17 protein-coding genes are annotated in these 14,160 nt (G+C 63.1%); 5 read left to right on the top strand and 12 right to left on the bottom strand.

Annotated elements, in window-relative coordinates; translation table 11 throughout:
• Window positions 1–26 precede the first annotated feature (26 nt).
• Window positions 27–680, top strand: a complete 654-nt coding sequence (locus ABD742_RS22675) for a hypothetical protein (RefSeq protein ID WP_234752890.1) — start codon at window positions 27–29, stop codon at window positions 678–680.
• Between the two features lie 52 nt (window positions 681–732).
• Here the strand turns inward: ABD742_RS22675 and dnaB are convergent, their stop codons facing one another.
• Window positions 733–2,115 carry a replicative DNA helicase gene (gene dnaB / locus ABD742_RS22670; RefSeq protein ID WP_234752892.1) on the bottom strand — a complete coding sequence of 461 codons (1,383 nt, stop codon included), beginning with the start codon at window positions 2,113–2,115 and terminating at the stop codon, window positions 733–735.
• A gap of 626 nt (window positions 2,116–2,741) precedes the next feature.
• On the opposite strand from dnaB, the gene ABD742_RS22665 reads away from it, so the two are divergent.
• Both ABD742_RS22665 and ABD742_RS22660 read left to right on the top strand, forming a co-directional pair.
• Window positions 2,742–3,221: a hypothetical protein gene (locus ABD742_RS22665; RefSeq protein WP_234752894.1), complete on the top strand. Its 480-nt coding sequence runs from the start codon at window positions 2,742–2,744 to the stop codon at window positions 3,219–3,221.
• Window positions 3,222–3,224: 3 nt separating this feature from the next.
• A complete protein-coding gene (locus tag ABD742_RS22660) occupies window positions 3,225–3,800 on the top strand; it encodes a hypothetical protein (RefSeq protein ID WP_234752896.1) in 576 nt (191 codons plus the stop codon).
• A gap of 28 nt (window positions 3,801–3,828) precedes the next feature.
• Here ABD742_RS22660 and ABD742_RS22655 read toward each other — a convergent pair whose 3' ends face one another.
• The 6 genes from ABD742_RS22655 to rpsF all read right to left on the bottom strand — a co-directional run bounded on the left by ABD742_RS22655 (window position 3,829) and on the right by rpsF (window position 7,276).
• Entirely contained in the window at window positions 3,829–4,455 is a 627-nt protein-coding gene (locus ABD742_RS22655) for an FMN reductase (protein ID WP_234752898.1), read from the bottom strand.
• Window positions 4,456–4,555: 100 nt separating this feature from the next.
• On the bottom strand, window positions 4,556–5,392 hold the full coding sequence (locus ABD742_RS22650) for a PhzF family phenazine biosynthesis protein (protein WP_234753035.1): 837 nt from the start codon (window positions 5,390–5,392) through the stop codon (window positions 4,556–4,558).
• Between the two features lie 111 nt (window positions 5,393–5,503).
• Window positions 5,504–5,956: a 50S ribosomal protein L9 gene (rplI, locus tag ABD742_RS22645; protein WP_234752901.1), complete on the bottom strand. Its 453-nt coding sequence runs from the start codon at window positions 5,954–5,956 to the stop codon at window positions 5,504–5,506.
• A gap of 17 nt (window positions 5,957–5,973) precedes the next feature.
• Window positions 5,974–6,213, bottom strand: a complete 240-nt coding sequence (rpsR, locus tag ABD742_RS22640) for a 30S ribosomal protein S18 (RefSeq protein WP_003800144.1) — start codon at window positions 6,211–6,213, stop codon at window positions 5,974–5,976.
• A gap of 123 nt (window positions 6,214–6,336) precedes the next feature.
• Window positions 6,337–6,915 (bottom strand): single-stranded DNA-binding protein, encoded by a 579-nt coding sequence (locus tag ABD742_RS22635; protein WP_234752903.1) that lies wholly within the window; start codon window positions 6,913–6,915, stop codon window positions 6,337–6,339.
• Between the two features lie 55 nt (window positions 6,916–6,970).
• The gene (gene rpsF / locus ABD742_RS22630; protein WP_028267876.1) at window positions 6,971–7,276 is read right to left on the bottom strand and encodes a 30S ribosomal protein S6; all 306 of its coding nucleotides are present in this window, start codon (window positions 7,274–7,276) and stop codon (window positions 6,971–6,973) included.
• A 260-nt stretch (window positions 7,277–7,536) separates the two neighbouring features.
• Here rpsF and ABD742_RS22625 point away from each other — a divergent pair, with 260 nt between their 5' ends.
• Both ABD742_RS22625 and ABD742_RS22620 read left to right on the top strand, forming a co-directional pair.
• The gene (locus tag ABD742_RS22625) at window positions 7,537–7,875 is read left to right on the top strand and encodes a YnfA family protein (RefSeq protein ID WP_234752905.1); all 339 of its coding nucleotides are present in this window, start codon (window positions 7,537–7,539) and stop codon (window positions 7,873–7,875) included.
• Between the two features lie 166 nt (window positions 7,876–8,041).
• Window positions 8,042–8,713 carry a DUF1345 domain-containing protein gene (locus ABD742_RS22620; RefSeq protein ID WP_234752906.1) on the top strand — a complete coding sequence of 224 codons (672 nt, stop codon included), beginning with the start codon at window positions 8,042–8,044 and terminating at the stop codon, window positions 8,711–8,713.
• A 32-nt stretch (window positions 8,714–8,745) separates the two neighbouring features.
• Here ABD742_RS22620 and ABD742_RS22615 read toward each other — a convergent pair whose 3' ends face one another.
• The 5 genes from ABD742_RS22615 to ABD742_RS22595 form a co-directional block, all read right to left on the bottom strand.
• Window positions 8,746–10,047 (bottom strand): M18 family aminopeptidase, encoded by a 1,302-nt coding sequence (locus ABD742_RS22615; protein ID WP_234752908.1) that lies wholly within the window; start codon window positions 10,045–10,047, stop codon window positions 8,746–8,748.
• Window positions 10,048–10,103: 56 nt separating this feature from the next.
• Window positions 10,104–10,799, bottom strand: coding sequence for a response regulator (locus ABD742_RS22610; protein WP_234752910.1), 696 nt, complete (start codon window positions 10,797–10,799; stop codon window positions 10,104–10,106).
• A complete protein-coding gene (locus ABD742_RS22605; protein WP_234752912.1) occupies window positions 10,796–12,082 on the bottom strand; it encodes a sensor histidine kinase in 1,287 nt (428 codons plus the stop codon). Before ABD742_RS22605 ends, ABD742_RS22610 begins: the two co-directional genes overlap by 4 nt.
• 64 nt (window positions 12,083–12,146) lie before the next feature.
• Window positions 12,147–13,037, bottom strand: coding sequence for an ABC transporter permease (locus tag ABD742_RS22600; RefSeq protein WP_234752913.1), 891 nt, complete (start codon window positions 13,035–13,037; stop codon window positions 12,147–12,149).
• Window positions 13,034–14,032, bottom strand: coding sequence for an ABC transporter ATP-binding protein (locus ABD742_RS22595; RefSeq protein ID WP_234752914.1), 999 nt, complete (start codon window positions 14,030–14,032; stop codon window positions 13,034–13,036). Before ABD742_RS22595 ends, ABD742_RS22600 begins: the two co-directional genes overlap by 4 nt.
• Window positions 14,033–14,160: the final 128 nt, after the last annotated feature.

Here is a 14,160-nt window from a genome sequence, read left to right as displayed (position 1 = left end):
GCGTCCCCCCATACCGAAGGATCCCCATGAAAACGCCGAGTCCATTCCGCAGACCGTTCGCAGCGCTTTTGCCAGCGGTCATTGCCACAGCTGCGCTCGGCGGCTGCGCCGTCGGCGCTCCGGCTCAAGTCAGCCCGTCCGGAGCTGCGGCGTCAAGGCTCGACCCGACCACGGAGAATCTCTCTTGGGACAACGGAAACAGGATCCTCGGAGACGAAAACGGTGGACACACGCCCGACGTCGGCACCTCCCTCGGGGATCCGACGTCCGGATGGCAGACCGACAATAGCAGTGTCGCGACAGACGGGGTAACGACATTCACCGCGCAGAAGACTCAATGCAAAGTCAGGACGACCCAGATGCGCAATCAGCCCTCCGAGCTGGTCGCCGGGGACGATAGGGCATCGACCCTGAAGGTTCTCTCCATCCTCGCCCCTGGAGAGAAGGACCTCGTCGCAAGCGCCAAGGACACCACCCTGGGCTACGGTGCTGCCGGCATCCATGACGTGGCCATGCTGTCTGTCAGCTTTCAGTCGGGGAGTACCTACGACTTCACGGCTATCCGGACGTTCAACAAGCCGGCGGTCACCATCGAGGTCGAAGCAATCTGCCCGACCCTCGACACACTCAAATCAACCTGGTCCGAGATCCACAAGAGCACCACGATCAACGCACTGTAGTGCACGGACCGGACGAACGGGCCTCGTCTGCGCACCACCGACCAGCCGGAAGCTAGAACCCGCCGCCGCCTGTCTCGCCCGCCATATTGGCGAAGCGGGAGTAATGCCCTTGGAAGGCAACCACGATGTCCTTGGTGGGACCGTTACGGTGCTTGGCGATGAGGATGTCAGCCTCGCCGGCGCGGGGGGACTCTTTGTCGTAGACGTCTTCGCGGTGAAGCAGGATGACCATGTCGGCGTCCTGCTCGATGGAACCCGATTCGCGGAGGTCCGAGACCATGGGCCGCTTGTCCTGGCGCTGTTCGGATCCACGGTTGAGCTGCGAGAGCGCGATGACCGGAACCTGGAGCTCCTTGGCCAACAGCTTAAGGGCACGCGAGAATTCGGAGACTTCCTGCTGGCGGGATTCCACCTTCTTGCCGGAGCTCATGAGCTGGAGGTAGTCGAGAATCACCAGTTTGAGGTCGTGCTGCTGCTTCAGGCGACGGCACTTGGCCCTGATTTCCATGAGGGACATATTGGGGCTGTCATCGATGAACAAAGGAGCGTCGTTCATGCGGCCCATGGTGGTGGCGATCTTGGACCACTGCTCGTCCTTGATGGTGCCCTTACGCAGGTCCTGAAGGCCAATGGTGGCTTCCGCGGACAGCAGGCGCATCGCGATTTCGTTGCGTCCCATTTCCAGCGAGAACATCACGGTGGCGAGGTTGTGCTTGATGGCAGCGGAACGGGCGAAGTCCAGCGCGAACGTGGACTTACCGACGGCTGGGCGCGCGGCGATGACGATCATCTGGCCCGGGTGCAGACCATGGGTGAGCTCATCGAGTTCGTAGAATCCTGTGGGGACGCCCGTCATGCCTTCCCCGCGGTGACCGGATGCCTCGATCTCGTCAACGGTGGACTCCATGACGTCCTTGAGCGCCACGTAGTCTTCCGCGGTGCGGCGTTCGGCCACGGCATAGATCTCGGCCTGGGCCTGGTTGACGAGGTCTTCCACCTCGCCGTCCTGGCCGTAGCCCATCTGGACGATCTTGGTGCCGGCGTTGACGAGTCGGCGCAGGACGGCCCGCTCAGCCACGATTTCGGCATAGTAGCCGGCGTTGGCCGCCGTGGGCACGGTCTGGATGAGCTCGTGCAGGTAGGCAGGGCCGCCGATCCTGTTGATCTCGCCGCGCTTGGTCAGCTCGTCGGACACCGTGACGGCATCGGCAGGTTCGCCGCGGCCGTAGAGGTCGATGATGGACTCGTAGATGGTCTCGTGGGCCGGGCGGTAGAAGTCATGGCCACGGACTAGTTCCACGACGTCGGCAATGGCGTCCTTGGACAGCATCATGCCGCCGAGAACCGATTGCTCAGCGGGGATGTCCTGCGGAGGTTTGCGGCTGGCGTCCGATGTCCGGCCGCCCTCGATCGAATCCAAGTGCGTAACTGACAAGCCGTCCTCCATTGTGTACCGCGCAGATAACTGTTCCCGGCGGTGCGGTAGGCCAATGCCCCGGTGAGGGTTGCTCCGACCGCGCCGTTTATGCCGGCTGGTCCAAACTGTTCCGTAGGGCACCGACAATTTTGGTTCCCCGAGATTTCCACAACTTATCCACAGACAGGTCCGCGGGCACGCTGCTTACCGACGGCACCAACGCGCCGTCCACCAGAAACAGGGGTTTTCCAAGTACCTAAAGCAGGTACTCAGTCACGTTAGCCCTGCTTTTCCGAGGCACCAAGCCGGGCCTGTGGATAAAGTGTGGAATACACACCCCTACTTGTGCACAGTCTGTGCATGACCCTGTGGAAAGAGAAATTCTTTTTGCGGTAAATAGCCTCTGAACTGGGAAAACGTTCTTCCCGCCATGTGGATCAAAAGTATTTTCTTCGGCGGATCATCCACAGGCCGATTCGCTCAATCCACACCCCGTCCCTCGTCCAATGGCCCAGAGAGGGATAAATATGCCAAAAATGTGATGCTCCCCACAATCCATCCCGGAATTTGACAGACGGCTCCCAGAAGCTATGCCAAAGCAGGAATGTGCTGTGGATAACTGCGTTCTGACATAAGCTCTAGGTATGGGTTTCACTGTTGGGGATGTACTGCTGGTCGCAATGCCCGTTGTCATCCTTGTGGCTGTGATTTGGGCCCTGACGGCCGCATTCAAGCCACGCAACTCGGGGTTGTCCGACGCCGAGCGCTATCAACGGGAGCTGGCCGCCCGCTCGGCAGCCCACCAGGCCGCCCAAGTGCAGGCGGCAACGGCGGCAAGGGCCCGCATCGATGCATCCACAAGGCCGAGTCAAAACGCGCAGCAACAGTCGCAACAGGACAGCCAGTCGCGGGCCGCGCTGAGGGCGCAGGTCGCAGCCAGCCCGGGGGTCGGCCAGGCCGGCTACAACGGTCCCATCCTGCCCAACGGGCAGTTGAATCCACAGTTCGCCCTGCAATTGCAGGGCATGGTCCGCAGTGGGCAGAAGATTCAGGCCATCAAGCTCCTGCGCCAGCAAACCCACTCGGACTTGTTGACCGCCAAGAACTACATAGATCGGCTTTAGCGCATGTCATCCCTACTCGTCCCGGTCTTGATCCTGGCCGCCGTCGCCGTCGGCGTGCTGCTGATCAGCCGCATGCTCTCCCGCCGCTCTGCGGAACTTCGCAGTAATGCTGCCACGGGCAAAGCGGGCGTGGATCCCGTGGAACTGGCCCGCAGGGCCGCCGCAAAGCTGAACGAGGATCAGCACCGGCAGCTGTATTCCCTGATCGCCCAGGGTCAGGCCATGGCGGCCATCAAGCTGTACCTCAGCGCCACCGGAGAAGGCCTGCGCGCCTCACGGGACGCCGTCGGCGCCCTTGCAGCGCACCCGCAGCCCTTCCGCAAGCCCGAGCCTGCCCCACAGGACCTCATGCCCGACGACGACGAGCCGGAGCGCTTCCCGTACCGTTACCGGGCAATCGCCAGCAAGGGCGACGTCACGCGTGAGGTGAGCAGCAACATGCTCAATGACGAGATCTACGGACGGATCCGCACCTTGGCCAAGAGCGGCGATGTCGAGGCCGCGGCGTTGGCGCTGACCAAGCATTCCGACATTAGCATGAAGCAGGCCCGCGAGTTCATCGAGCTGCTGGACGACTAGTGCCAGGAGCTGGGCAGCCGAGGCTCCCCTAGCGTCCCGCCGTGATCCCCGCGAGTAGTTGCTCAAAAGGCAGGGATTCCATCGCGTCCACCTTGCGGTGCGGCTGTTCGCCGCTCAGAAGCCGGGCCAGCTCGCCCGCCGCCCGGTCCACGCGGACCGATAGTGGCGACGCGCCGTCGTCGGCGTTTCCCCAATCCTGGGGCCCGGCGAAAACGGACGTCTGGGTTATCCGGGTGCGAAGGTAGGTGAAGAGCGGACGCATGGCGTAGTCGAGCACCATTTGGTGCCGGTCCGTGCCGCCCGTGGCGCCGAGAAGAACTGCCTTGCCGTCCAGGGACTTCGGGTCCAGAACGTCGATGAAGGACTTGAACAGCCCGCTATAGGAGGCGCTGAAGACGGGCGTGACGGCGATGATGCCATCAGAATCCTCGACGCCGGCGATCACCTCCGCGAGGCGCGGTGCGGCATAACCGGTGACGAAGTTGTTGGCGATATCCACGGCCAGGTCCCGGAGCTCGACAACGTCCACACGCACCTCATACCCGGCATCGCCCAGCTGGCGCTTGGCCGAGGCGGCGAGCTGGTCTGCAAGAAGCCTGCTCGACGACGGTACGCCAAGTCCGGCGGAAAGGACGGTTATGCGGCGGGTCTCCATGGCAATCTCCTGTTGCTGGGCGGTTTGACGGCTTCAAACCAGAGTACATGCGTTTGCATCTATACTCCCAAACTGTGCCCCCGCCCCTTTTATTCCCCTGCTACAGCCGCACGGTTCCCTGGATGCACATCACCGAACTTCCACCCACCCAGATGTCGCCGTCTTCCGTCTTGACGTGGATGCGTCCCGCCCGGCCCAGCACCGTACCCTGCGCGGCGACGTATTGCTCCGGAGCCCGGCCACTGCCGATCAGCCACTGGGCCGCCCCCGCATTGAAGCTTCCCGTCACGGGATCCTCCACCATGGCGTCGCCCGGAATGAACGTCCGGACCTCGAAATCGACGCCGGCACCCGGTTCATGGGGACCGATCACGCCAACCTTCAGATCCCCCAACGCCGCGAGGTCCGGCTCGAGGCCAAGGACCTGCTCGGCCGACTCAAGCAGTACACCGATCCACTGCGGGCCATTGACCAGCCACGAGGCATCCAAGAGCGCGGTTCGGGGGAGTCGGAGTCCTGCGGCCAACTGTTCCATGATTGCCTCGTCGACAGGCCCGAAGCGCGTCAGCGGCGGGGCAGCGAAGGCGAGGCGTCCGCCGTCGAGCTTCACCTTGACCAAGCCTGCGCCGCATTCCTGAACCAGCATCCCGTCCTGCTTCGGCACTCCACCGGACGCCAGCCACGCATGCGCCGAGCCGAGTGTCGGATGTCCCGCGAAAGGAAATTCCTCGCTGCCGGTGAAGATCCGCACCCGGTAATCGGCCGCAGGATCGCTGGGCGGCAGCAGGAAGGTGGTCTCAGACAAGTTGGTCCAGTTGGCAAAATGCTGCATCCGCTCCGTGCTGAGCCCCTCAGCGTCGACGACGACGGCAAGCGGATTGCCGAGGTACGGCACGTCAGTGAAGACATCCACTTGCGAGAAGGGCCTGGTGCGCATCGTTTCAAGGTTCACCGATGCAGGCTATCACCGGGGGGTGCGCGCAAAGCAAAGGACCCCCGCCTCCGGAAACCGGAGACGGGGGTCCTTCGAGCTGCGTCAGAGCTTACGCTACTTACTTGCAACGACCTCGAGGTCGATGACAGCAGAAACGTCCTCGTGCAGGCGGACGTTGGCCTGGTACGAACCAAGGGACTTGATGTGGTTCGGCAGTTCAACGTTGCGCTTGTCGATGGAGCCGAGGCCAGCGGCCTCAACTGCAGCAGCGACATCAGCCGGCTTGACGGTGCCGAAGAGACGACCGGACTCGCCGGCCTTCACTACGAGCTTGACCTTCTTGGAAGAAAGCGCAGAAGCCTGGGCCTGTGCAGCTTCAACCGAAGCGTGGGCACGAGCAGCGCGGGCAGCCTTGATGGACTCAACCTGCTTCTCGCCACCCTTGGTCCAGGTCAGAGCGAAGCCGCGGGGCAGCAGGAAGTTACGTGCGTAACCGTCCTTGACCTCGACAACATCGCCAGCAGCACCGAGACCGGTTACTTCGTGGGTCAGAATGAGCTTTGCCATGTTAGTTAATCCCTTCCTTAGCCGCGGCCAGCGCCGGAGTAAGGCAGCAGAGCAACTTCGCGGGCGTTCTTGATTGCCTGGGCGATTTTGCGCTGTTCCTGCACCGTGACGCCAGTGACGCGACGGGCACGGATCTTTCCGCGGTCGGAGATGAACTTGCGCAGCAATGCTACGTCCTTGTAGTCGATGACGGTGATGTCAGCGGCCTTCAAGGGGTTGGACTTTGGTTTGGGCTTACGGAGTTCAGCCTTAGCCATCGTGGAGCTCCTTTTCTATGGAGCCCGTGGAATGGATCCACGGGATGGTGGTGCTCGACGGCGGTCGCCACCCGGGTGCCTCGCGGCACGTCCGGCGGGTTCCGGCGTCGAACTTGTGAGTGTTTAGAAGGGAGGTTCCGAATCCGGGCCGTTGCCCCATCCGCCCGCGTTGCTGACGCCCGGGGTAGCCCAGGGGTCTTCCTGCGGTGCGGATTGGCCGCCGCCCCATGTTCCGGCGGAGTTGCCGCCCTGGTTTGCACCAGCGCCGCCACCTCCGAAGCCGCCGCTGTTGTTGCCGCCGCCGCCGAAGCCGCCCTGACCACCCTGACCGCCGGAGCGCTGGGTGCGGTTGACCTTGGCGTTGGCGTAACGCAGGCTCGGGCCGATTTCATCGACTTCGAGCTCGATAACGGTGCGCTTCTCGCCTTCCTTGGTTTCGTAGGAACGGCTCTTCAGGCGGCCGGAAACGATCACGCGCATGCCCTTGGTGAGGGATTCGGCGACGTTTTCGGCTGCTTCGCGCCATACCGATGCGCGGAGGAACAGGGTTTCCCCGTCCTTCCACTCATTGGACTGGCGGTCGAAGGTCCGGGGAGTAGACGCGATGGTGAAGTTCGCTACCGCCGAGCCTGACGGTGTGAACCGCAGTTCGGGGTCATTGGTGAGATTACCTATGACCGTAATAGTGGTTTCGCCTGCCATCTACTGCCTCCTTGTTCGTTCCTGCGGGGTAAAGAATGAAAGCCTGGAGCTGAAATTACTCAGCGACGACCTTCTGCTCTTCGGGGCGGGTGATCTTGGTGCGCATGATGGTCTCGTTGAGACTCAGCTGGCGGTCAAGTTCCTTGGCGGTTTCCGGCTTGGCGGTGAAGTTCACCACAGCGTAGATACCTTCGGACTTCTTCTTGATGTCGTAAGCGAGGCGACGGCGGCCCCAGATGTCAACCTTTTCGATGGTTCCACCATCAGTGGTGATGACATTGAGGAACTTCTGAAGCGACGGCTCTACGGTACGCTCTTCGACCTCGGGGTCGATGATTACCATCAATTCGTAAGGACGCATATGTGAACCCACCTCCTTTGGGCTAAGCGGTTACGGCATTTCCGTAACAGGAGGTTCATTTGCGATGAACAGTGCTGCTGACCGCTTCCAGAAGCGGAAGCATGGCGCAGCACAGACTTCAATATCTTAGTCCATTTCCCGCCTCTAAGCCTATTCGGCGTGTCGGCAAGGTGGAATGCGCGGCGTCGCGTATGTGGATAACCCAGGTATGTGGATAACCGGCGTGGAACCGCCACGCCAGGCTCAGGCAGACTGAACCCATGACCACCCTCAAATCCACCGCCCTCTTTGTCCTCGCGGCCATCGCCGAGATCGGCGGGGCCTGGCTGGTATGGCAATCGGTCAAGGAGGCCAAGCCCTGGTGGTGGGCAGGCCTTGGGATCGTGGCCCTCGGCATCTACGGGTTCGTGGCGGCGTTCCAGCCAGACGCGCATTTCGGCCGCGTGCTTGCCGCTTACGGAGGCGTGTTCATCGCCGGATCTTTGGCCTGGGGGATGCTCATGGACGGATTCCGCCCGGACCGTTGGGATGTCATCGGCGCCATGATCTGCCTTCTGGGCGTCGCGGTGATCATGTTCGCGCCGCGATCGGGAAGCTGAGCCGCCAAGGCAGCAAACCCGTCGAAGCGGCCGTCACGCAGTGCAACTTTCTGGACCGTCCAACGTCGGGATCCCCCGGTTTTCCGGGGTGCCGCTCCACGCGTGACGCTAAAAGTCTGCGTGGCGTGACGCCGGGGCCGGCCGGCCCCCGTGCCATGATCTGACTATGAACGCCGCAGCAAAGAGCCAAGGTCCGAAGTCTGTCCGTGCCAAACGTTCCCGGTTGCGATTCGGGCTGATGATCGTCGCCGGCATCGCTGCGGCCGTAGCGACCGGAATATGGGGTCAGTGGATCTACGCACCCGCCGCCGGCTGGGCAGTGGCAGCGGCGGTCTACAACGTTTTCGTGTGGACAGTCATCACCCCGATGAAGGCCGATCAGACGAGGAGCCATGCCACGGAAGAAGATCCACGGCGCTCCACGGCCGACCTCCTCATCCTGTGTGCCGCCGTCGGTTCGCTCGCCGCCGTCGTGCTGGTGATGATCGGCGCCAAGGACGCGCACGGATTCGACAAATTCATGCTCGCACTGCTTGCCCTCGGCGGTGCGGTGGCGTCGTGGCTCCTAGTGCACACCCTCTTCACATTGCGCTATGCCGAGGTGTACTACACGTCCGATCCGCCCGGCGGCATCGAATTCAACCAAAAAGCACCGCCGCAATACACGGATTTCGCCTATATGGCATTCAGTCTCGGGATGACCTACCAAGTCTCGGACACGTCGATCACCACCAGGGCAATGCGGTCTGCCGCTTTGCGGCACAGCCTGCTCGCCTACGTTTTCGGCGTCGGGATCCTGGCGACCACCATCAACCTCGTGGTGAGCCTCGCCTCCTGAGCCGGGCCGCCTTAGCCGGAGCTGCAATAAAGCTAGATCGCTGTCCGGAAGAACAACTCCGCCACCGTCGCCAGGTGGCGCGGGTCTTCAACGCCGCATAGCTCGCGTGCCGAGTGCATCGACAGAAGGGGCACGCCGACGTCGACCGTCCGGATCCCCAGGCGGGTAGCCGTCAGCGGACCGATGGTAGAGCCGCAAGGGACGTCGTTGTTAGAGACGAACTCCTGGTAGGGGACGGCCGCCTCGCCGCAGAGCCGGGCCCAGAATGCTGCTCCGGTAGCGTCCGTGGCGTAGCGCTGGTTGGCGTTGATCTTGAGGAGCGGTCCGCCATTGAGGACGGGCCGGTTGGCGGGATCGTGCCGCTCGGGGTAGTTGGGGTGGACGGCGTGGCCGGCATCCGCAGAAACGCAGAACGACGCCGACAACGCCTGGCGCCGTTCGCTCACTGTGGCGCCGAATCCGTCGGAGATCCGGGTGAGGATGTCTTCGAGGATGGGTCCGCAGGCGCCGGAGCGCGAGGCAGAGCCGATTTCTTCGTGGTCGAAGGCGGCCAGGACCGCGATGGGGCCCCCGGCTGGCGCACCCGCGGCTGCGTGCGCAATGAGTGCCGCAAGCCCGGCGTGGGTCGAAGAGAGGTTGTCGAGCCGTCCTGAAGCGAAGAACTCGCCCTTGGCACCGAACTGCTCAGGCGCCTGGGTGTCCGCGACCACGATGTCGTAGCCGCCGATCTGGGCGGGATCCACGGAAGCCCCTGCCACGGAGTCCGCCAGTATTGCCAAGACGTCCGCGGAACCGGGATCGCCGAGGCCGAACACCGGGTTCATGTGCTGTTGCTTGTCCAGCGTGAGGCCGTCATTGACAGCCCGGTCCAGGTGGATGGCCAACTGCGGGAAACGCAGGAGCGGTCCGGTAGCTGTGAGGTGCTGGGTGCCGTCCAGCATCACGAGCCGCCCCGCGAGCCGAAGCTCGCGGTCCAGCCAGGAGTTCAACAAAGGGCCGCCGTAGACCTCAACGCCGGCCTGGAGCCAGCCGAACTTGCCTGTCGTCGGCTTGGGCTTGAGCTTGAAGGACGGAGAATCCGTGTGGGCGCCGAGGATGTTGAACGCCGTGGTCGGAGTTGCGCCTTCCGGCGTCACCCAAGCAATGAGGGCGCCATCCCGGATCACGTAGAAACCGCCGGCCCCGCCCTCCCATGGCTGAAGCTCATCAAGGGCCGTGAAACCGGCCGCATCGAGCCGGCGTGCCGCCTCGTTGACGGCGTGGAAGCTCGACGGCGATGCGCTCACGTACGCGCCAAGGTCCTGGATGTGTTCTGCAGCGGAGTTCGAAGGCATGGCTCCGAGTCTAGTTCCCTGGTCCGTTTGCGCGACGCGAGGCAGAATCAGCGTCGCTAGTAATCCGGGTTGCTCGGGATCACGAGTCCTGTTTCGTACGCGTAAACCACCACTTGGACCCTGTCGCGCAAGTGCAGCTTGGTGAGGATCCGCCGGACGTGGGTTTTGACCGTGGCCTCGGACAGGAAGAACTTGTGGGCGATTTCCGCGTTGGACAGCCCGGCGGCGATAGCCTCCAGCATCTCGGTTTCGCGGGGGGTCAATTCTTCGAGCAGCGGATCGCGGGGCTGGGCTGTGGCCTGGCCGGGCACGCGACCCCCGCGGACGTAGGTCTCCAGGAGCCGCTGGGTGACCCGCGGAGCCACCACTGCGTCGCCGCTGGCCACGAGCCGGACGCCTTGGACCAACTCGGCAGGCGCAACATCCTTCAGCAGGAAGGCGGAAGCCCCTGCCTGCAGGCCGGAGAAGGCATATTCATCGAGGTCGAAAGTTGTCAGGATGATGATCCTCGCGTTGGATGCCGAGGCCGTGATCCGCCGTGTGGCTTCGATTCCATCCACGGCAGGCATCCGGACGTCCATGAGCACCACGTCCGGTTCCAGTTCCTCGACCTTCCGGACTGCTTCGGCGCCGTCTGAGGCTTCGCCCACCACCTCGAGGTCGTCTTCGCCTTCCAGGATGAGCCGAAATCCCATGCGCAGCAGGGGTTGGTCGTCCACCAGCAGAACCCTGATGGGAGCATTGTCCGTCATGATTTCCCCTTGTCGCCATTCCAATTCAGTTCCGCATGGACACGCCACCCGCCGTGTATTCCAGGACCGGCATCCACGGTTCCAGCATAAATTCCCGCACGTTCACGCATCCCCGCTATGCCCTGACCCGTTCCCAGGGCCGCCTCTTCGGTGCCCGGATCCCGGGAGCCCCGGCCGTCGTCGAGCACTTCAATGGTGACCGAGTCGCCGTCCCGCACGATCCGCACATCCACTTGGCTCAAGGAGCGCCCGTACCTGAGCACGTTGGTCAGGGACTCCTGCACGATCCGGTAGACGGTGAGCTGGAACGCCGGGTCTTCAGGAAGGGCAGGTCCCGTGTGCGAGTAGTGCAACGGCAGCCCTGCCGTCCGGAATCCATCCAGCAGCTTGCTCAGGTCGTGCCCGGAAACCAACGGCTCCAAAGGCGCCGGGCGGGCTGAGTCGTCCCGCAGCACGCCGAGGACGCGGCGCATGTCGGCCAGCGCGGTCCTGCCGGTGCGGGAGAGTTCGCCAAGCACCTCACCCGCGCGCTCCGGATCCTTCTTGACCACGACGGCGGCGCCGTCCGAGAGGCTGATCATGACCGTGAGGGAGTGGGCCACGACGTCGTGCATCTCCCGGGCGATCCGGTTGCGTTCGGTGACGGAACCCAAGCGGGCCGTGCGTGCTGCCCAGGCCCTGATTTCGCTCTCATGCTCGCGGCGCTGCCGCACCGAAATGCCGATGCCGGTGGCGATCAGGTTGGACAACAAAATGCTGGCCGCGGCGGCGATGTTGCTGATGAGGTGGAAGTTCTCCGGAATCGCCTCGCCGTTGGATGGGGTCGCCGGGCTGGTCCACATGAACAGGTATACGAGGGTCAGCGGCAGGCTCGCCGCGCCAAACACCGTCAACGCGAACGTCCGGGCCCTCGCCACGGCCACTGCATACAGCGCAAACCACAGTCCTGCGGAGACGTTCGAACCCCAGGGATTCAGCAGCGTCACGGCAACTTCGAGGACCGCAACGGCCGCAGTGACACTGAGCGGATTGCGGCGTCGAAGGAACACGATGGCAGCAATGGCGACGAGCAGCAGGGCGGCGAACCACTTGCCGTCCACGATGGAGCTGATGAACGTCGGCAGTGCCAGCAGCGAATAGCAAAGCACCACCACCGCGTCCATGACCCGCGGGTGCTCAAAGAGATAGCGGCGGAACCTGCCACGGCGGCGCAGCGTGATTTCAGCAAAGGACGCGTCGGCCACGTGGGCCGACGCGTCCTTTGCTGGCAACTCTTCACTCATGGCTTGAGCCTAGTGGCCTTGCCTGGAGTGGATGTCCCTGGATTGCGAATCAGTCGACCGCGAATCAGACGTCGCGCTTCTTGAGAACAATGAGGGCAGGAACCATGAACAAGATGACGTAGCCAAGGAACACGAGGCCGCCCGCCCATGGATCCAGGGTGCCGTCTACGTGGCCGATCGACAAGAAACGGCCACCGGCCTCACTGGGCAGGTACTGCGGGACGTACTTCCAAAATTCTCCCGGTGCGAGGCCGAGGAACTGGCCGGCGAACGGGAGGACGAACATGATGCCCACCAGGACAGTGATGCCGCCGGCCGGGTTCTTCAGCAGTGTTCCGAGCGAGAGGCCGATCAGCGCGACCCCGGAGACATAAAGGCCGCCGGTGAAGACGCTGTAGAGGACACCGTCCGTGTTCCAGCCGAGGTCAAGGGCAAAGTTGGCAAACATGGGTGACGCCACCAGGAAGGTCACGACGCCGGCCACAACCGAAAGGACGTAGGAGACCACAACCAGGACCACGGCTTTGGCGCCGAAGGTGGAGAGCCTGCCCGGAGCCGCGTTCATGGTTGACCGGATCATGCCGGTGGCGTACTCGGAGGCAATGAAGAGTACGGCCAGGGAACCCATGACGAGGATGCCGATGTTGAGTCCGGCGTTCGGCAGGTTGTAGAGGTTGAATCCCGAACCTGGCGGGAAGGAGTCAACGGCTTGCTGCACCGTTTCCTTGTGACCCTGCCGGCCGACTTCGACCATCTGGTTGATGAAGTTCCAGCGGACAAGGGCGGACAGCAGGCCGATGCCGACAATCGCCACGAAGGTTAGGACCAACAGGAGCTTGGTGCTCATGAGGGTCCGGAACTTGATGGATTCGGAGTTCAGTACCCGGAGGAAAGTGACGCCACCGGTCCCGGCCGACGGGATCGCATGTTTCTTGCTGACGGTGGTGGTGCTCATGACTGGATCCCTTCCATGGTGGCAGCAGATGTGGCGCCGACGCCGGCGGGGCTTCCGTCCAGGGGCCCGCCTGGTGCTGCCGGTCCGCCGGTGATGTGCGAGTGGTATTCCACTTCGTCCTTGGTCAGCTGGAAGTAGGCCTCTTCCAGCGACGACGTAAGCGGAGTGAGCTCGTAAACAAGTACCCGGTTGTCGAGGGCGAGCTCGGCGATGCGGAGCGGCTCCACCCCGTACACTTCCAGGGTTTCACGTTCGTTCTGCTCCACCCGGACACCGTCGCGGGCCAGCAACTCGGTCAGGCGCGTTGTCTCCGCGGTACGGACCAAAGTGCGTTTGCGGGACTGGCTCTCAATCAGCGCATCCACCGTGGTGTCTGCAATGATTTTGCCGCGACCGATCACAATGAGGTGGTCCGCGGTCTGGGCCATCTCGGACATGAGGTGGCTGGAAATGAAGATGGTCTTGCCCTGGCTTGCCAGGTAGCGTGCAAGGTTCCTGACCCACTGGACGCCCTCGGGATCGAGTCCGTTGACCGGTTCGTCGAGGATGAGCGTTTGGGGGTCACCCAGGAGTGCGTTGGCGATGCCAAGCCGCTGGCCCATGCCGAGGGAGAACCCTCCGGCCTTCTTCTTGGCAACTGCGGTGAGGCCCGTCATCTCGATGACTTCCTCAACGCGCGAGTTCGGAATCCCGTGGGTGGCGGCCATGGCTCGCAGGTGGTTGTACGCGCTGCGGCTGGTGTGCACCGCCTTTGCATCGAGCAGCGCTCCCACTTGGTGGAGCGGGTCTTTGTGCTGGGAGTAATGCTTGCCGTTGACGATGACGTCGCCCGACGTCGGGCGGTCGAGACCCATGATCATGCGCATGGTGGTGGACTTGCCGGCGCCGTTCGGGCCAAGGAAGCCCGTGACTTTCCCGGGCTGTACGGTGAAGCTGATTCCGTCCACGGCTGTCTTTGCGCCGTAGACCTTCCTCAAGCCTGTTGCCTCAATCATGGAAGCGTTCCCTCCGCTTGCTGCAGCTGTGTGGTGACTGTAGGTACAACGCTAGCCACCGGTAGATCGGAATTCGCCGGTCTCAGGGATGATTCAGGGGCCGCTCAGGGTAGTCCCTATGGATGATG

The organism is Arthrobacter ramosus (assembly GCF_039535095.1).
In the GTDB taxonomy this organism is placed as follows: Bacteria; Actinomycetota; Actinomycetes; order Actinomycetales; family Micrococcaceae; genus Arthrobacter; species Arthrobacter ramosus.
The sequence above is the reverse complement of the archived record's forward strand: the minus strand, read 5'-3'. Positions and strand labels throughout refer to the sequence as shown.

Bases quoted from the DNA above. Each gene is read 5' to 3' on its own strand.
- ABD742_RS22675 (WP_234752890.1), top strand. From the start codon at position 27: ATGAAAACGCCGAGTCCATTCCGCAGACCGTTCGCAGCGCTTTTGCCA.
- ABD742_RS22665 (WP_234752894.1), top strand. From the start codon at position 2,742: ATGGGTTTCACTGTTGGGGATGTACTGCTGGTCGCAATGCCCGTTGTC.
- ABD742_RS22660 (WP_234752896.1), top strand. From the start codon at position 3,225: ATGTCATCCCTACTCGTCCCGGTCTTGATCCTGGCCGCCGTCGCCGTC.
- ABD742_RS22655 (WP_234752898.1), bottom strand. From the start codon at position 4,455: ATGGAGACCCGCCGCATAACCGTCCTTTCCGCCGGACTTGGCGTACCG.
- ABD742_RS22650 (WP_234753035.1), bottom strand. From the start codon at position 5,392: ATGCGCACCAGGCCCTTCTCGCAAGTGGATGTCTTCACTGACGTGCCG.
- rplI (WP_234752901.1), bottom strand. From the start codon at position 5,956: ATGGCAAAGCTCATTCTGACCCACGAAGTAACCGGTCTCGGTGCTGCT.
- rpsR (WP_003800144.1), bottom strand. From the start codon at position 6,213: ATGGCTAAGGCTGAACTCCGTAAGCCCAAACCAAAGTCCAACCCCTTG.
- ABD742_RS22635 (WP_234752903.1), bottom strand. From the start codon at position 6,915: ATGGCAGGCGAAACCACTATTACGGTCATAGGTAATCTCACCAATGAC.
- rpsF (WP_028267876.1), bottom strand. From the start codon at position 7,276: ATGCGTCCTTACGAATTGATGGTAATCATCGACCCCGAGGTCGAAGAG.
- ABD742_RS22625 (WP_234752905.1), top strand. From the start codon at position 7,537: ATGACCACCCTCAAATCCACCGCCCTCTTTGTCCTCGCGGCCATCGCC.
- ABD742_RS22620 (WP_234752906.1), top strand. From the start codon at position 8,042: ATGAACGCCGCAGCAAAGAGCCAAGGTCCGAAGTCTGTCCGTGCCAAA.
- ABD742_RS22615 (WP_234752908.1), bottom strand. From the start codon at position 10,047: ATGCCTTCGAACTCCGCTGCAGAACACATCCAGGACCTTGGCGCGTAC.
- ABD742_RS22610 (WP_234752910.1), bottom strand. From the start codon at position 10,799: ATGACGGACAATGCTCCCATCAGGGTTCTGCTGGTGGACGACCAACCC.
- ABD742_RS22605 (WP_234752912.1), bottom strand. From the start codon at position 12,082: ATGAGTGAAGAGTTGCCAGCAAAGGACGCGTCGGCCCACGTGGCCGAC.
- ABD742_RS22600 (WP_234752913.1), bottom strand. From the start codon at position 13,037: ATGAGCACCACCACCGTCAGCAAGAAACATGCGATCCCGTCGGCCGGG.
- ABD742_RS22595 (WP_234752914.1), bottom strand. From the start codon at position 14,032: ATGATTGAGGCAACAGGCTTGAGGAAGGTCTACGGCGCAAAGACAGCC.